19 protein-coding genes are annotated in these 14,431 nt (G+C 66.5%); 10 read left to right on the forward strand and 9 right to left on the reverse strand.

The genetic code is table 11. The features are described 5' to 3' along the window. Positions 1–50: 50 nt before the first annotated feature. Positions 51–1,142: an NAD-dependent epimerase/dehydratase family protein gene (locus tag ACQY8M_RS38480; protein ID WP_428667885.1), complete on the forward strand. Its 1,092-nt coding sequence runs from the start codon at positions 51–53 to the stop codon at positions 1,140–1,142. A 156-nt stretch (positions 1,143–1,298) separates the two neighbouring features. Here ACQY8M_RS38480 and ACQY8M_RS38485 read toward each other — a convergent pair whose 3' ends face one another. Continuing rightward, on the reverse strand, positions 1,299–2,165 hold the full coding sequence (locus ACQY8M_RS38485; RefSeq protein ID WP_428667887.1) for a LysR family transcriptional regulator: 867 nt from the start codon (positions 2,163–2,165) through the stop codon (positions 1,299–1,301). Between the two features lie 70 nt (positions 2,166–2,235). Between ACQY8M_RS38485 and dapA the strand changes: the two genes are divergently transcribed. Further along, positions 2,236–3,120, forward strand: coding sequence for a 4-hydroxy-tetrahydrodipicolinate synthase (gene dapA / locus ACQY8M_RS38490; protein WP_428667889.1), 885 nt, complete (start codon positions 2,236–2,238; stop codon positions 3,118–3,120). Positions 3,121–3,133: 13 nt separating this feature from the next. On the opposite strand, the gene mscL is transcribed toward dapA, so the two are convergent. Beyond that, the gene (gene mscL / locus ACQY8M_RS38495; protein WP_428667891.1) at positions 3,134–3,556 is read right to left on the reverse strand and encodes a large conductance mechanosensitive channel protein MscL; all 423 of its coding nucleotides are present in this window, start codon (positions 3,554–3,556) and stop codon (positions 3,134–3,136) included. Between the two features lie 15 nt (positions 3,557–3,571). Further along, the gene (locus ACQY8M_RS38500; RefSeq protein ID WP_428667893.1) at positions 3,572–4,510 is read right to left on the reverse strand and encodes an AEC family transporter; all 939 of its coding nucleotides are present in this window, start codon (positions 4,508–4,510) and stop codon (positions 3,572–3,574) included. 116 nt (positions 4,511–4,626) lie between these two features. Between ACQY8M_RS38500 and ACQY8M_RS38505 the strand changes: the two genes are divergently transcribed. Genes ACQY8M_RS38505 through ACQY8M_RS38525 form a run of 5 tightly spaced genes read left to right on the forward strand, consistent with a single transcriptional unit; the run spans position 4,627 to position 7,924 of the window. Next, positions 4,627–4,968: a hypothetical protein gene (locus ACQY8M_RS38505; protein ID WP_428667895.1), complete on the forward strand. Its 342-nt coding sequence runs from the start codon at positions 4,627–4,629 to the stop codon at positions 4,966–4,968. Positions 4,969–5,003: 35 nt separating this feature from the next. Continuing rightward, the gene (locus ACQY8M_RS38510) at positions 5,004–5,867 is read left to right on the forward strand and encodes a sulfurtransferase (RefSeq protein WP_428667897.1); all 864 of its coding nucleotides are present in this window, start codon (positions 5,004–5,006) and stop codon (positions 5,865–5,867) included. A 15-nt stretch (positions 5,868–5,882) separates the two neighbouring features. Beyond that, complete coding sequence (locus tag ACQY8M_RS38515) at positions 5,883–6,176, forward strand: DUF1330 domain-containing protein (protein ID WP_428667899.1); 294 nt, start codon at positions 5,883–5,885, stop codon at positions 6,174–6,176. Then, the gene (locus ACQY8M_RS38520) at positions 6,169–7,251 is read left to right on the forward strand and encodes a hypothetical protein (RefSeq protein WP_428667901.1); all 1,083 of its coding nucleotides are present in this window, start codon (positions 6,169–6,171) and stop codon (positions 7,249–7,251) included. The genes ACQY8M_RS38515 and ACQY8M_RS38520 overlap by 8 nt, the downstream gene beginning before the upstream one ends. Before the next feature lie 7 nt (positions 7,252–7,258). Then, positions 7,259–7,924 carry a carbonic anhydrase gene (locus ACQY8M_RS38525; protein ID WP_428667903.1) on the forward strand — a complete coding sequence of 222 codons (666 nt, stop codon included), beginning with the start codon at positions 7,259–7,261 and terminating at the stop codon, positions 7,922–7,924. 43 nt (positions 7,925–7,967) lie between these two features. Here ACQY8M_RS38525 and ACQY8M_RS38530 read toward each other — a convergent pair whose 3' ends face one another. From ACQY8M_RS38530 to groES, 3 genes are all read right to left on the reverse strand, one after another. Next, positions 7,968–8,357 carry an NUDIX hydrolase gene (locus ACQY8M_RS38530; RefSeq protein ID WP_428667905.1) on the reverse strand — a complete coding sequence of 130 codons (390 nt, stop codon included), beginning with the start codon at positions 8,355–8,357 and terminating at the stop codon, positions 7,968–7,970. Between the two features lie 156 nt (positions 8,358–8,513). Next, the gene (groL, locus tag ACQY8M_RS38535) at positions 8,514–10,157 is read right to left on the reverse strand and encodes a chaperonin GroEL (RefSeq protein WP_428667907.1); all 1,644 of its coding nucleotides are present in this window, start codon (positions 10,155–10,157) and stop codon (positions 8,514–8,516) included. A gap of 69 nt (positions 10,158–10,226) precedes the next feature. Then, positions 10,227–10,541, reverse strand: a complete 315-nt coding sequence (gene groES, locus ACQY8M_RS38540; protein WP_428667909.1) for a co-chaperone GroES — start codon at positions 10,539–10,541, stop codon at positions 10,227–10,229. Positions 10,542–10,818: 277 nt separating this feature from the next. Between groES and ACQY8M_RS38545 the strand changes: the two genes are divergently transcribed. The 3 genes from ACQY8M_RS38545 to ACQY8M_RS38555 all read left to right on the forward strand — a co-directional run bounded on the left by ACQY8M_RS38545 (position 10,819) and on the right by ACQY8M_RS38555 (position 11,951). After that, entirely contained in the window at positions 10,819–11,085 is a 267-nt protein-coding gene (locus ACQY8M_RS38545) for an usg protein (RefSeq protein ID WP_428667911.1), read from the forward strand. A gap of 130 nt (positions 11,086–11,215) precedes the next feature. Further along, positions 11,216–11,530, forward strand: coding sequence for a hypothetical protein (locus ACQY8M_RS38550; protein WP_428667913.1), 315 nt, complete (start codon positions 11,216–11,218; stop codon positions 11,528–11,530). Between the two features lie 115 nt (positions 11,531–11,645). Beyond that, positions 11,646–11,951: a hypothetical protein gene (locus tag ACQY8M_RS38555; RefSeq protein WP_428667915.1), complete on the forward strand. Its 306-nt coding sequence runs from the start codon at positions 11,646–11,648 to the stop codon at positions 11,949–11,951. On the opposite strand, the gene ACQY8M_RS38560 is transcribed toward ACQY8M_RS38555, so the two are convergent. From ACQY8M_RS38560 to ACQY8M_RS38570, 3 genes are all read right to left on the reverse strand, one after another. Further along, a complete protein-coding gene (locus tag ACQY8M_RS38560) occupies positions 11,932–12,876 on the reverse strand; it encodes an NAD(P)H-dependent flavin oxidoreductase (RefSeq protein WP_428667917.1) in 945 nt (314 codons plus the stop codon). The two genes, ACQY8M_RS38555 and ACQY8M_RS38560, sit on opposite strands and share 20 nt — an antisense overlap. A 9-nt stretch (positions 12,877–12,885) precedes the next feature. Beyond that, complete coding sequence (locus ACQY8M_RS38565) at positions 12,886–13,722, reverse strand: EamA family transporter (protein ID WP_428667919.1); 837 nt, start codon at positions 13,720–13,722, stop codon at positions 12,886–12,888. Positions 13,723–13,804: 82 nt separating this feature from the next. After that, positions 13,805–14,431 (reverse strand): glutathione S-transferase family protein, encoded by a 627-nt coding sequence (locus ACQY8M_RS38570; RefSeq protein ID WP_428667921.1) that lies wholly within the window; start codon positions 14,429–14,431, stop codon positions 13,805–13,807.

Below are 14,431 nucleotides of genomic sequence, written 5' to 3' on the forward strand. Positions count from 1 at the left end.
AGGACGCGGACGAAGCGCTATCCTCTAGCCCGAAAAGAGGTTCCCCCGGAATGCCCAAAACCGTTCTCGTCGCCGGCGCCACCGGCCTGGTCGGCTATGCCTGCCTCAAGCACTTCGCCGCCCAGCCGGGCTGCGAGGTGATCGCGCTGTCGCGGCGGCGGCCCGACAACACATTCGGCGCGCGCTGGTATCCGCTCGATCTGGCCGATGCCGCGGCCTGCGCGGCGCTGGCACCGCAGCTCGCGGGCGTGACGCACCTCGTCTATGCCGCGCTCTACGAACGGCCGGGGCTGGTCGCCGGCTGGCGCGAGGACGAGCAGATCGCGCTCAACGAGGCGATGCTGAAGAACCTGTTCGAGCCGCTGGAGCGTGCGGCGACCGGCCTGCGCCACGTCGCGCTGCTGCAGGGCACCAAGGCTTACGGCGCGCACGTCCGGCGGATTCAGGTCCCGGCGCGCGAGAACCGCTCGGAGATGCACGAGCAGCCCAACTTCTACTGGAACCAGGAAGGCTTCATCCGCGCACGCCAGCCCGGCAAGGCTTGGCATTGGTCGATCCTGCGGCCGGTGCTGATCGTGGGCGACTCGGTCGGCAGCGCGATGAACGTGATCCCGGCGCTCGGCGTCTATGCCGCCTTCATGAAGCGCGCCGGCAAGGCCGCGCTCGACTACCCGGGCGGCGCCGGCAGGGTGGCGCAGGCGGTCGATACCGACCTGCTGGCGCGCGCGATTGCCTGGTCGGGCGAGTCGGAGAAGGCGGCCAACGAGATCTTCAATGTCACCAACGGCGACGTGTTCGTGTGGCCCAACGTGTGGCCCGCGATCGCCGACGCACTGGGCATGGCGCCCGGCGTGGCGGTGCCGCTGGCGCTCGACAAGGAGATCCGGCCGCGCGAGTCGGAATGGGCCGCGATCCGCGGGGAGCACGGGCTGGCCTCGGGCACGCTCAAGGATTTCGTCGGGCTGTCGTTCGAGTACGCCGACTACCAGATGGGCTACGGCCGCACAGAGCCCGGCCCGCCGGCGCTGGTCTCGACCATCAAGCTGATGCAGGCCGGCTTCACCGAGGTGATGGATACCGAGGCGATGTTCACGAAGGCCTTCGCCGAGATGCAGGCCAAGAAGCTGCTGCCGCCACGCTGAACATCATTCGACGGTGCGGCGATGGGTGAGCGGGCCCGGCGGGCGATCGTTTTCGATCGCTCCTGCCGGACCCGCCCAACGCCCCCTCGTAGGCCGCGAATTCGACGAGGGGGATGATAGGGACGCGGCGCGGCCCGCGGCCAGCATCGCTTGGTATCAATTGTTGTAACCGACCGCCCCGCGGCCGGCGGTGAGGAACGCCGCGCGAACATGCTCGGCGAGGTCGCGCGCGGCGGGGCTGGGGCCGGGCGGCGCATAGAGGTTGATCTGGAACTCGGGCAGTGCCGGCAGCCGCGCCTCGCGGCCCAGGATCTCGAACCTCTCCGGCACCGAGGAGCGCAGCAGGGGCGCGACCGCGAGGCCCGCCTCGATCGCGGCATGCACCGGCTCGAGGCGGCTCACCTCGCAGACCGCACGCCAGTCACGCCCGGCCTTGCCCAGCGCCTCGATCGCGACCGGCCGGAACACGCAGGTCGGCGCGCCGAGCGAGACCGGCAGCGGGTCCTTGAGATGCGCATCGCCGCCCGGCACGCCGACCCATACCAGCCGGTCGGTGCGCAGCGTTTCGCCGTGGCGGCCGCACTCGGTCTCGGTGGTCAGCGCAAGGTCACAACCGCCCGAGCGGAGCTGCTGGCGCACGACCCTGGAATCCTCGCACACGAGGCTGACCCGCACCCGCGGTTGCGCCCTGGCGAAGCGGCGCAGGATGCCCGGCACGAAGCTGCCGATGATGTCGTACGGCACGCCGAGCCGCACCTCGCCCTCGAACGCCGGCCGCCGCATGGTCGACAGCAGCTCGTCGGCCTGGCTCACCAGCCGCTGCGCCTGCGCCAGCAATCGCTCGCCGGCCGGCGCCAGCACCAGCCGGCGGCCAACCCGCTCGAACAGGCGGCAGCCGAGCATCTCCTCCAGCCGCTTGACCTGCTGGCTGGCCGCCGCCTGGCTCATGTTGAGCGCCGCCGCAGCCGGCGTGACGCCGCCGCCGTCGACCACGGCAAGGAAGGTGCGCAGGAGGTCAATCATAAGCAATTCCGAATGGTGTCATTCAAACAATTAGATATTCTTATAGGATCGCCTGCGCCATCCTGCCACCATGAGCACACGGATCTCGGGCCTCTGGCTCCCCCTGGTGACGCCGTTCAAGGACGGCGCGGTCGACTACGCGAGCTACGAACGGTTGGCGGCGCACTACATCGCCGCCGGGGTCGACGGGCTCTTTCCGCTCGGCACGACCGGCGAATCGCCGGCCCTCGACGAGGCGGAGACCGAGGCGCTGGTCGAGCGCACGCTCGCGGTCGCGGCTGGCCGCGTGCCGGTCTTCGTCGGTGTCGGCGGCAACGCCACGCACAAGGTGACCAGGGCGCTGAAGCAGCTGGAACGGCTGCCGTTCGAGGGCATCGTCTCGGTCTGCCCCTACTACAACCGGCCGAGCCAGGACGGGCTGATCGCGCACTTCCGCGCCGTCGCGTCGGCAACCGATCGCGACGTGGTGATCTACAACATCCCCTACCGGACCGCGGTGAACCTCTCGAACGATTCGCTGCTCGAGCTCGCCAAGGTGTCCAACATCGTCGGCGTGAAGGACAGCTCGGGCAGCCTCGCCCAGTCGCTCGAGCTGCTGGCGCGCAAGCCCGAGGGCTTCTCCGTCCTGACCGGCGAGGACGCGCTCTACTTCACCATGATGGCCAACGGCGCCGACGGCGGCATCCTGGCGGCGAGCCACATCATGACGGAGCGCTTCCTCGAGGTCGGCCGCCGCTTCGCCGGCAACGACATCGCCGGCGCCCGCGCCGCCTGGGCGCCGCTCGCCTCGTTCGTGCCGCTGCTGTTCGCCGAGGCCAATCCGATGCCGATCAAGTACCTGCTGTGGCGACAGGGCCTGATCGCCTCGCCCGAATGTCGCCTGCCGCTGACGAAGATCTCCGACGGCCTGGCGCGGCGGCTCGACGGCATGCTGGTCGATCGCCTGGCCGCGTGATCGGGCCGCTATTTCAGGCGCGGGCTTTCAGGAGATCCCTGATCTCGGTCAGCAGCTCCTGCTCCTTGGTCGGCGGCGCGGGCGGCGCCGGCGCTGCCTCTTCCTTCTTGAACAGGGTGTTCATGCCCTTGATCACCAGGAACATCACCCAGGCGATGATGATGAAGTTCACCGTCACGGTGATGAACTGGCCGTAGCCCAGCGTGGCGCCCGCCTTCTTCGCCGCATCGTAGGTCGGTGCCTGGCTGGCCGCGCCGGTGAGGCCCAGGAAGTAGTTGCTGAAATCGAGCCCGCCGAAGACGCGGCCGATCACCGGCATGATGATATCGGTGACCAGCGAGTCGACGATCTTGCCGAAAGCGGCACCGATGATCACACCGATCGCGAGATCGACGACGCTGCCGCGCATCGCGAACTTCTTGAACTCCTGCAGCATGGTTCCTCCGTTGCTTCAGGTGACGCGAAGCCAAACCAGCAAAGCAGATACCGTCACCACTGAAAAGCCGGTCGTCAACAGGACCGAGGCGGTGTTCTGCTCGACCTGGATGTCGAACTGCCGGGCCAGGACGAAGGCGTTGGCCGCCGTCGGCAGCGCGGCCATCAGCAAAGCCACCTGACCCGGCACCGATCTCAGATCAACGAAGAAAGGCAACACACAGGCGGCGAGCAACGGCTGCAACAGCAACTTGATGACGGTGGCGAGGCCCGCTTCGGCGAGGCCCGAGCGCACCGACTTGTCGGATAGGAACAGCCCGATGGCAAACAAGGCGCACGGTGCCGCGGCACCGCCCAGCAGATCGATCCACTTCTCGACCGGTGTCGGCAACGGCAGCGCCAGGCCGGACCAGGCGATGCCGGCCGCGATCGAGACCGGCAGCGGATTGCGCGCCACGTTCCACGCCGCGTTGAAGAAAGTGAGGATCGGCCCGCGCCCGGCCGCGACCTCGAGCTCGATCAGCATCACGCCGAACACCATCGCGACCACTGCGGTCACGATCACCGTCAGCATGGCCGGCGGCAGGCCCGCCTCGCCGAACGCCGCGAGGCAGAGCGGCACGCCCATGTAGCCGACATTGCCCCATGACGCCGCGATGCCCTGCAGGCTCATCTTGGCAAGCCCGCCCCGTACCGCGAGCCGCGTCGACAGCATGCCGACGAGGAAGGTCGCCACCACGACCAGCCCGAAGCCGGCCATCAACGAAGGATCGAGCACCGTGTCGACGGGCGTCCGCGCCAGGGTGCCGAAGAACAGGATCGGCAGGGCGAAATAGCTGACGAAGGCGTTGAGCGCGGCGGTCGCCTCACCGCCCAGAATCCGCCATTTGCCCGCCAGGTAACCGGTCAGGATCACCCCAAAGATGGGCAAAGCGACGTTGAAGATGGCCTGCATGCCCGATCATCCACCAAGACATTAAGAATTTGACATAAACCTTCGGAACAACATAATATTTTCGCCTGAAATCGAGGCCGCACCGCCCCCTCCGCACGGCGGCCCAGGAGATATTGATGCGCTTGTTGATCGCCTCCGTCGCGGCCTTTGCCGCCGTCGCGTTCGCCGCTCCGTCTTTCGCCCAGGAAGCGGCGGCGCCCGCCCCGACCCCGTCGGCCAAGCCCAAGCCCGGCACCTCCGCCTATTGCAACACCCTGAAGAGCTCCACGTCGAAGTCGTCGTGCCTCAAGCGGGTGCATGCCAGCGCCAAGACGCCGCACAAGACCAAGCCCAAGAAGGTCGACCCGGCCAAGACCGACTCCTCGGCCCAGTACGCGCCGCCGGCCGCCACGCCGGCGCAGGCTCCTTCGACCTCGCAGACGGTCGCCATTCCGCCGCTGCCGCAGAAGACCATCTGACGTAGTCTCGCTCTCCCCCAACCCGGGAGAGCGACGTGACTCATTCTGCGGCATTGATTTCCACTGACGAGCTGGCGCGCCGCATGGGCGCGCACGCGCTGCGGATCTTCGACTGCACCACCTACCTGCGCCCCAGGTCCGAAGGCGGCTATGCTGCCGAGAGCGGGCGCGCCAACTACGACAAGGGTCACATCCCTGGCGCGGGCTTCCTCGATCTCGGCGCCGAACTCTCCGACCGGAGTTCCGATCTTCGCTTCACGCTCCCGCCGCTCGATGAGCTGACCAGGGCTTTCGCGGCGAAGGGCATCGGCCACGGCACCTTCGTCGTGCTCTACAGCCACGCCTCACCGGTCTGGGCGACGCGCATCTGGTGGATGCTGCGCGCGGTCGGCTTCGACGATGCCGCGATCCTCGACGGCGGCCTCGACAAGTGGAAGGCGGAAAACCGACCGCTCTCGACCGAGGCGACGAGTTATCCGCCGACCACTCTCACCCTGCGCGGACGCCCCGGGATCTTCGTCGACAAAAACGACATCAAGGCGGCAATCGGCAAGAGCGACACGCTGACGTTGAATGCGCTCAGCCACGATCAGCACACGGGCAGCGGCGGCGTGACCTACGGGCGCGCCGGGCGAATCGCCGGCTCGTCCTGCGTGCCGGCGGCGAGCCTGTTCGGTGCCGACAAGACGCTGAAGCCGATCGCCGAGCTGCGGCGGGCGTTCGAGGGCGTCGGCACGACCCCCGACAAGCGCGTGCTGGTCTATTGCGGCGGCGGGATTGCAGCCTCGCTCGATGCGTTTGTGTTGACGGCGGTCCTCGGCCACAGGAACGTCTCGGTCTATGACAACTCCATGCAGGAATGGTCGAACGACCCCAGCCTGCCGATGGAAACCGGCTGAAAGAGGAAACGAGAGATGGCTGCCTATATCATCGTCGAAGTGGAGACGACCGACGAAGCGCTGATGGCCGAGTACCGCAAGCACACGCCGGGCGCGATTGCCAGGTTCGGCGGCAAGTTCATCGTGCGCGGCGGCAAGACCCGGACGCTCGAAGGCGGCTGGACGCCCTCACGCGTCGTCGTGCTGGAATTCCCCGACTACGAGAAGGCCGAGGCGTTCTATTTCGGCGAGCACTACAAGCCGATCCTCGAGATGCGGCTGAAGGCCGGCAAGTCGAAGGCCATCCTGGTCGACGGCCATAGTGGCTAGCTCCGGGGCCGAGCTCGCCGCCTACAAGGCGGTCGGAACGCTCTACAACGCGCTGATGACCTCGCTGGTGCTGGGCCTCGTGACCCGGCGCGGCGAGGACACCGCGCGCGAGTACGTCTTCCGCCATTTCCGCCGCCAGCACCTCGAGAAGTTCCTGCCCGGCCTGCAGAAGCTCGGCCTCGCGGACCAGCCCGACGCACCGGCCTGCGCACTCTATCACTATCATTCGAATGCGCTGGGCGGTGTGAAGACCGGCTATCTGCGCGAAAGCGACAGGAAGGCGTGGGTGCGCTATCCACCGCCGCGCTGGATCTGGCGGGGCACGGCGATCGCGGCCGTCCCGCACGCGGTCTCTGCCGCCATGCTGCACGGCTGGCACGGCCATAACGGCGTGTCGCTCGGCAATCCTGGCCTGGGCTTCGTCTGCACCGGCATGACAGTCGACGGCATGCCCGGCCTCGAGGGTTATTATTTCGACTACGGCCGCCCGATCGAAGAGCACGAGCGCGTGCGCTTCGTCTATGGCACGGAAGAGATGCCGAAGCTCGACTGGGCCGCCCAGCCCAGGCTCGAGACGGCGAACTGGCCGGAGGAGCGGCGGCTCAAGACGTTCCGGGCCTATGCCGTCGAGTATCTGCGCACCATGCTGCCGACCCTGCAGGAGCTGCTGGGAGCCGACGACGCGCAGACGGAGCTCGGCCGGGTCGCGCGCCTCGTCGGCCTGCAGTTCCACGAAGAGACCGCGCGCGAGATGGACCTGCCGACCGACGTCGAGCGCGGCGATCTGCAAAGCGCCCGCGACTTCGCGCGCTGGCTCGCCAACATCCTGCGAGCCGAGGGCGAGGAGATCGAAGCGGCCGAACGCGACGGCACCGTCGTGGTGACCGCCACGGGTTGGCGCGCCGTGCGCGAACTCACGCTCGCCGATCCGCTGAAGGCGTTCGACGCCTGGAACGAGCTGTGGATCGGCGCCGCCGCGGCGCACGACCGGTTCCTGACGGTTCGCACCGAACGATTGCTCGGTGAGCGCGGCTGGTCGATCTCCTGGACGATCGGCCCGCGGGCGACCGCATGAAGCCACCATGCGTGAGCTGATCCAGGGGATCGTCGACTTTCGGGAGCTGCACCTTCCCATGCTCGCCGACCGCTTTCGCAAGCTGGCGTCCGGGCAATCTCCCGACACCCTGTTCATCACTTGCGCCGACAGCCGCGTGGTCCCCAACCTCCTGCTGTCGACCGATCCCGGCGATCTGTTCACGATGCGCAATGTCGGCAACCTGATCCCGCCGGCGACGACCGACGGGGTGTCGACAGGTGACCTGTCGGAGGCGAGCGCGATCGAATATGCGGTCTCCGTCCTGAATGTCGGAAGCATCGTCGTCTGCGGGCATTCGGGCTGTGGAGCGATGAGGGCCGTGCTCGAGCCGAGCACGGTGGCGGGCTCCCCCAACCTCAGGCGATGGCTGTATCACGCCGACACCGCCGCATTCCGGCTCGCGCAGGAAGGTCCGCTCGACGCCTCGCGGCCGTCCCATGATCAGCTGTCGCAGCTCAACGTGCTGTCGCAACTCGATCACCTGGCCACCTACCCCATCGTGCGCGATCAGGTCGCCAAGGGATTGCTAAAGCTGATCGGCTGGTGGTTCGATATTGCCACCGGCGACATGCATGCCTGGCGCGAGCGCGACCGGCGCTTTGTGCTGATCGATCGGAGGTTCGCTGAGTCGGAAGCAGCTGAGTCCGAGTAGCTCTTTCGCCAAGGGGCGCCACGCCAGTGGCGCCGCGAAAGAACTAGCCAAAGGCTGACTTGATGGCGCGCAAATAGCCGGATGGCAGCCGGTGGCCGGCGACCACCCCGGCAAGCTCCGTCAAAGGCGCCCAGTGCATCCGCAGGTGCTCATCGCTCAGCGTGATATCGGCCGCGCCTGTCAGGGTGCAGCCATAGGCAACGATCCGCACGAAGCGCTGCGGCAGCACCTCGAAAAGATGTTCGTCGAGCAGTCCGCCGACGTCGACGGCTAGCCCTGCCTCCTCGCGCACTTCGCGCGCCAGCGCCGCGCGATGGTCTTCGCCCGGATCGGGCCGCCCGCCCGGCAGGTCCCATTCGCCGCGTTCGTTGAGCAGCAGCAGGACGCAGCCGTCGTGGATCAGCACGCCCTTGATGGAGAGGGGGTGGCTCACATCTCGTCCCCGACTTTCCCCTTCCCAGCCTCCCCCGTCTGACGAGGGAGGTGCCCGAAGGGCGGAGAGGGAAGGCCACGGTGACGGTGCCGGCGCCAAAAGAAAAGGCCGGGGATCGCTCCCCGGCCTTTCCGCTTGTCTCGAGGTCGGCTGGACTTAGAAGTCCATGCCGCCCATTCCGCCGTCGCCGCCCGGCGGCATGCCCATCGGGGCCTTCTTCTCGGGCTTCTCGGCGACCATGGCTTCGGTCGTCACGAGCAGGCCGGCCACCGAGGCGGCGTCCTGCAGCGCGGTGCGCACGACCTTGACCGGATCGATGATGCCGGACTTGATCATGTCGACATAGTCACCCTTCTGGGCGTCGAAGCCGAAGTTGGGATCCTTCTGGTCGAGCATCTTGCCCGCGACCACCGCGCCGTCGAAGCCGGCGTTCTCGGCGATCTGGCGGACCGGCGACTGCAGTGCGCGGCGCACGATCTCGACGCCGACCTTCTGGTCGTCATTGGCCGTCCGCAGCTTGTCGAGGGCACGGATCGCGTAGAGGAGAGCAGCGCCGCCGCCGGCGACGACACCCTCTTCGACCGCCGCCTTGGTGGCGTGCATGGCGTCGTCAACGCGGTCCTTCTTCTCCTTGACCTCGACTTCGGTCGCGCCGCCCACCTTGATGATGGCGACACCGCCCGCGAGCTTGGCCAGGCGCTCCTGGAGCTTCTCACGGTCGTAGTCCGAGGTGGTCTCCTCGATCTGGGCGCGGATCTGGCTGATGCGGCCTTCGAGATCCGCCTTCTTGCCCGAGCCGTCGACGATCGTGGTGTTTTCCTTCTCGACGATGACCTTCTTGGCCTTGCCGAGCATGTCGAGCGTGACGTTCTCGAGCTTGATGCCGAGGTCCTCGGAGATCAGCTGACCGCCGGTCAGGATCGCCATGTCCTCGAGCATCGCCTTGCGGCGATCACCGAAGCCCGGCGCCTTGACGGCAGCGATCTTGAGACCGCCGCGCAGCTTGTTGACGACCAGGGTGGCCAGCGCCTCGCCCTCGACGTCCTCGGCCACGATCAGCAGCGGCTTGCCCGACTGCACGACCGCCTCGAGCACCGGCAGCATCGCCTGCAGGCCCGAGAGCTTCTTCTCGAACAGCAGGATGTACGGCGAGTCGAGCTCGGCGATCATCTTGTCGGCGTTGGTGATGAAGTACGGCGAGAGATAGCCGCGGTCGAACTGCATGCCCTCGACGACGTCGAGCTCGGTGTCGAGGCTCTTGGCCTCTTCCACCGTGATCACGCCCTCGTTGCCGACACGCTTCATCGCTTCGGCGATCATCTTGCCAATCGACTTGTCGCCGTTGGCCGAGATGGTGCCGACCTGGGCCACTTCGTCGGTGCCGGTGATCTTCTTGGCGCGCGCCTTGATGTCGTTCACCGCCGCCTCGACCGCCAGGTCGATGCCGCGCTTGAGGTCCATCGGGTTCATGCCGGCCGCGACCGACTTCACGCCCTCGCGCACGATCGCCTGGGCGAGAACGGTCGCCGTCGTCGTGCCGTCGCCGGCGATGTCGTTGGTCTTCGAGGCCACTTCGCGCACCATTTGGGCGCCCATGTTCTCGAACTTGTCGGCGAGCTCGATCTCCTTGGCGACGGTGACGCCGTCCTTGGTGATGCGCGGAGCGCCGAAGCTCTTGTCGAGAACGACGTTACGACCCTTCGGGCCGAGCGTGACCTTCACCGCGTCGGCGAGAATGTCGACGCCGCGCAGCATGCGCTGGCGGGCATCGCCGCTAAAACGGACTTCCTTGGCTGCCATTGTTCAAATTCCTCTTTGGATATGTCTGGATTGGTCGGATCGGAAGCGCTCGCGCACTTCAGGAAGTGCTCAGGCCGCCTTCTTCATGGCGGGGGAACCTTCGACGATCCCCATGATGTCGCTTTCCTTCATGATCAGGTACTCGATGCCGTCGAGCTTGACCTCGGTGCCCGACCACTTGCCGAACAGGATGCGGTCGCCAGCCTTGACGTCGAGCGGCACGAGCGCGCCCTTCTCGTCACGGGCGCCCGGGCCAACGGCCACGACTTCGCCTTCCATCGGCTTTTCCTTGGCGGTGTCCGGAATGATGATGCCGCCCTTGGTCTTGCCTTCTTCCTCGACGCGCTTGACCACGACTCGGTCGTGAAGCGGACGGAACTTCATGCTGTAGCCTCCTAAATCCCTCGGTGTGCCTATGCCTGTCAGCACTCTCCTGCGATGAGTGCCAAAGGCGCAGGGGATTTAGGATTGTGCGCAGGTCGAGTCAAGGCAAACGCTGAAAGGTTCCCTCATCTGGCTGTGCAGGTGCGAAGAACCCCTTCGCATTAGCAGCAATCATGCGAGATGGCTGCTAATCCATTGATATGGAACGATTTTTGCTGACTTTTCGTTAAAGGCGCGTGACTATTTCGTTACGTGTAACGTGTCAAGGAGCGACTTGATGGACCGCAGCTTCGTGGCTCAGCTCAACGATTACCGCATCACCACCGCTGAAATTCTGTACTGGATGCCCGACCATAAGCACGTTCTGCAAAGCTATGTCTGGCAGAACCTGGACAAGGCCCCCCGCTTCCCCAACCTGACCAAGTTCCTCGAATTCTGGGAGACCAACCTCGACGGCAAGCTGCACCGTGTCCGCGTGGCGAGCACCCAGCTCATCAAGCCGGCAGAATTCGGTTTCGCATCAGGACTTTATCACCTGCATTGACGGGCGGGCGCAGGCGGGCGGTTTTCGCTGGCGGCATGAACCGGAGAATCGCCCTCCCCCTTTCTGAGCGCCCTGCGATATCGTCATCGGCGGGACCTACGTGCGCGCGGGCCAAGTCCGCGCCCTCGGCATGACGTCCTCCCGACGCGCGCCGCAATATCCCGAAACAGAGGCGATCACCCTTCTGTCCTTCACGGTGCGCAGGCAAGTGCCGGTCGAGATCCAGCGCAAGCTCCCCGGCTGGGGGATGGAGGCGCTGCACAAGCCCGAGGTGCACAAGCGCCCGCTTGAGATCGGCATCACCACGCCGCCGCGCGACTGGGAGATCGCCAGGGCCGAGGCCTTCTTGAAGCGCGAGCGAGAACTCTGGACGAAGTACATCAACCTTGCGAACGTCAAACGCATCACCCGTTCTTCTGTCGCCGACCGCCTCACGGCCGACTAACGCTCGAATAACGCGATGCATGCGAGTGTCCTCCCGCAACAAGCCGGGGGGCGACATGCATTCATCTCGAAGTCTCTTACTCGACCTAAGTCATGGCAAAATCGAAGGCGAGCGCATGGCGGCTCTCGCCTGCATCAATCGGGTCCTGCTGCGGGCAGCCGAGCTGGACTGGGAAAGCGCTTCACTCGACACGCTCGAGGAAATCAAGGACCGGCTGGAAGGGGCCACGCCTTGCGCCAGCCATGACGGGGCCGCGCTTCGCGGCACCTTGACGGCCCTGCGTAGCGCGACCAGCCGGCTGAACGCCGTCGCCGACGTCATGAAGACGCCGACCGACTTCAGTCATCGCATGCCCGTCCTGGTGACCAGTGCCTCGGCGATCGTGGGACAGGTCGCGAAACTCAGGAACGGTAAGCACTAGCCGCCTGGTATTCGGTCGCCGTCCGCTCGACCAGTTCGGCGACCGACGGGATGTCGGCGACGCCCGAGACCGAGTGGCCGGCGCTCCAGATGTCCTTCCAGCGCTTGGCGTTCGGCCTGTCTCGTTCCGCGGCGTTGATGTCCTTGGCGATATCGATCGCGCCACGTTGCGGCAGGTTGTCGGGATCGAGCCCCGCGGCGGCGATCGACGGGCGCAGCATGTTGGTTTCCAGGCCGGTGAAGGCGCGGGTCAGCAGCACGTCGTCGAGCCGGCTCTTCACCAGCATCTGCTTGTACTCGTCCTTCGCCAGGCTCTCGCGCGTAGCGATGAACTTGGTGCCCATGTAGGCGAGGTCGCAACCCAGCGTCTCGGCCGCAGCGATGGCATGGCCGTCGGACATGCCGCCCGCCATCACCACGATGCCGTCCCAGAACTGGCGGACCGCACGGACGAAGGCAAAGGGATTGACCCAGCCGGTCTGGCCGCCCGCGCCGGCCGTCAGCAGCACCAGCCCGTCGACGCCCGCCGCAACCGCCTTCTGTGCATGACGCACCGAGGCGACGTCGGCCAGCACCAGGCAGCCCGCGTCCTTCAACGGCTTCATCACCGGCTCGGGCGAGCCTACCGAAGTGATCACGATCTCCGCCTTCGCACGCAGCACGGCGGCGAGATCGTCCGCCACGCGCGGGTTGGAGCGATGCACGATCAGGTTCGGGCAGAAAGGCGCCGCGCCTCCGGTCGCGGCCTTGATGTCGGCCAGCCACGCATCGAGTTCCTCGACGCTGCGGCAGTTGGCGGTCGGGAAGGAGCCGATCACGCCGGCACGGCACGCGGCTTTGACCAGTGCCGGGCCGGAGACCAAAAACATCGGCGCCGCGATCAGCGGCAGCTTCAGGCGGTTCTTGAGAGCAACAGGCAGTGGCATGGTCGGAGCTTACCTCAAGACGGCGAGAAGCCCGATGCCGGCGACGACCATCGACGCAGCCGTGATCCGGCGCAGGCCGAAGCCTTCCTTCAACACCAGCGTGCCGATGACCGCGCCGAAGATCACGCTGGTCTCGCGCAGCGCCGTGATCGGCCCCAATGGCAGGCTCCTGGCAGCCGCGAGATAGGCCAGGAAGCCGATCACCGAGAGGATGCCCGCCAGCACACCGGTCGCGGCGTGGCGGCGAGCATAGTCGACGAACGCCGCGCGCCGCGTCAGCAGCGCAAAGCCCACCATGACGATGCCGTTGACGATCTCGAGCCATGCCTGGAAACCCAGCACGGTCCCGCCGCTGCGCACGCCCATGCCGGCAAGGAAACTGTAGGCCGCGACGGTGGCGCCTGTAGCCAGCGCGAAGCCCACCGCGGACCGGCTCGCGCCGGCGCCGAGCGACAGCATCATGATGCCGAACGAGATCAGCGCCACCGCCATGATCTGGCCGGCGCCCAATGTCTCGCCGATGACCAGGAACGCCGCCAGCGTGGTCAGCACCGGCGCCACGCCTCTCGCCAGCGGATAGACGACGCTCATGTCGCCGATGCCGTAGGAGCGGATCAGCAGCGCGTAGTAGCCGAACTGCACGAGGGCGGTCAGCGCCAGCCACTTCCAGCCGGATGCTGTCGGCCAGTCGACGAAGGGCAGAGCGGCCAGGCCGAGCAAGAGGCCGACGACACGGATCGCCACCATCGTCATGGTGCGATCGGCGGCCGACTTCACCATCGCATTCCAGACGGAATGCGCGATCGCCGACAGGATCACCAGGCCATAAAGAAACGCCGCGGACATGACACCCGATTAGCGAGTGTCCGTCCGCGGCGATCAATGTCGCTTCTCGCGGCGAGCCGCTGAGAGAAACCAGGAAGAGGAATCAGACCGCGGCCGAGAGGCCTTCCTGCTCGACGGTGCGCTTCACCGCCGGGCGGTTCTTCATCCGCTCGTAGTGGGCGGCGACGTTCTTGGGCAACGGCATCTTCATGCGGCCGGCGGCCCAGAAGGTGACGTAGAACAGCGCGGCGTCGGCGACCGAGTATTGGCCGGCGACGTATTCCTTGCCCTCGAGCGCCTTGTCCATGATGACGAGGCCCTTCTCCATGATCTCCTTGCCGCGTGCCTTGACCGCGTCGTGGTCGGCTTCGCTCGGGGCATAGTTGCCCGGGCGGAACATGCGGCTGAAGCCCTGCATGTGCATGGTCGAGACGACGTAGTCCATCGCCTCGAGCGCCTTGGCTTCGCTGTCAGGATCGGCCGGCAGCAGGCCCTTGTCGGGGTTCTTCCGAGCGAGCCAGGTGGCGATGGCGGGGAACTCGGTCAGCACCGATCCGTCGTCCTTCTGCAGCGTCGGCACCTTGGACTTCGGATTGAGCTTCACGAAGTCGGGGCCGTACTGCTCCTGCTTGGCGCCGTCGATCTTCTGCAGGTCGTAGGGCTTGCCGATCTCCTCGAGCAGGACGTGAATGCCGATCGAGCAGGCGCCGGGCATGTAATAGAGCTTCAT

It is taken from the genome of Reyranella sp. (assembly GCF_965279465.1).
Classification (GTDB): Bacteria; Pseudomonadota; Alphaproteobacteria; order Reyranellales; family Reyranellaceae; genus Reyranella.

What these genes read in the sequence shown, in the direction of transcription:
- ACQY8M_RS38555 (WP_428667915.1), top strand. Translation starts at nt 11,646, where the DNA reads ATGGCGGCTCTCGCCTGCATCAATCGGGTCCTGCTGCGGGCAGCCGAG.
- ACQY8M_RS38485 (WP_428667887.1), bottom strand. Translation starts at nt 2,165, where the DNA reads ATGATTGACCTCCTGCGCACCTTCCTTGCCGTGGTCGACGGCGGCGGC.
- dapA (WP_428667889.1), top strand. Translation starts at nt 2,236, where the DNA reads ATGAGCACACGGATCTCGGGCCTCTGGCTCCCCCTGGTGACGCCGTTC.
- mscL (WP_428667891.1), bottom strand. Translation starts at nt 3,556, where the DNA reads ATGCTGCAGGAGTTCAAGAAGTTCGCGATGCGCGGCAGCGTCGTCGAT.
- ACQY8M_RS38525 (WP_428667903.1), top strand. Translation starts at nt 7,259, where the DNA reads ATGCGTGAGCTGATCCAGGGGATCGTCGACTTTCGGGAGCTGCACCTT.
- ACQY8M_RS38500 (WP_428667893.1), bottom strand. Translation starts at nt 4,510, where the DNA reads ATGCAGGCCATCTTCAACGTCGCTTTGCCCATCTTTGGGGTGATCCTG.
- groL (WP_428667907.1), bottom strand. Translation starts at nt 10,157, where the DNA reads ATGGCAGCCAAGGAAGTCCGTTTTAGCGGCGATGCCCGCCAGCGCATG.
- ACQY8M_RS38480 (WP_428667885.1), top strand. Translation starts at nt 51, where the DNA reads ATGCCCAAAACCGTTCTCGTCGCCGGCGCCACCGGCCTGGTCGGCTAT.
- groES (WP_428667909.1), bottom strand. Translation starts at nt 10,541, where the DNA reads ATGAAGTTCCGTCCGCTTCACGACCGAGTCGTGGTCAAGCGCGTCGAG.
- ACQY8M_RS38515 (WP_428667899.1), top strand. Translation starts at nt 5,883, where the DNA reads ATGGCTGCCTATATCATCGTCGAAGTGGAGACGACCGACGAAGCGCTG.
- ACQY8M_RS38560 (WP_428667917.1), bottom strand. Translation starts at nt 12,876, where the DNA reads ATGCCACTGCCTGTTGCTCTCAAGAACCGCCTGAAGCTGCCGCTGATC.
- ACQY8M_RS38550 (WP_428667913.1), top strand. Translation starts at nt 11,216, where the DNA reads ATGACGTCCTCCCGACGCGCGCCGCAATATCCCGAAACAGAGGCGATC.
- ACQY8M_RS38545 (WP_428667911.1), top strand. Translation starts at nt 10,819, where the DNA reads ATGGACCGCAGCTTCGTGGCTCAGCTCAACGATTACCGCATCACCACC.
- ACQY8M_RS38505 (WP_428667895.1), top strand. Translation starts at nt 4,627, where the DNA reads ATGCGCTTGTTGATCGCCTCCGTCGCGGCCTTTGCCGCCGTCGCGTTC.
- ACQY8M_RS38570 (WP_428667921.1), bottom strand. Translation starts at nt 14,431, where the DNA reads ATGAAGCTCTATTACATGCCCGGCGCCTGCTCGATCGGCATTCACGTC.
- ACQY8M_RS38565 (WP_428667919.1), bottom strand. Translation starts at nt 13,722, where the DNA reads ATGTCCGCGGCGTTTCTTTATGGCCTGGTGATCCTGTCGGCGATCGCG.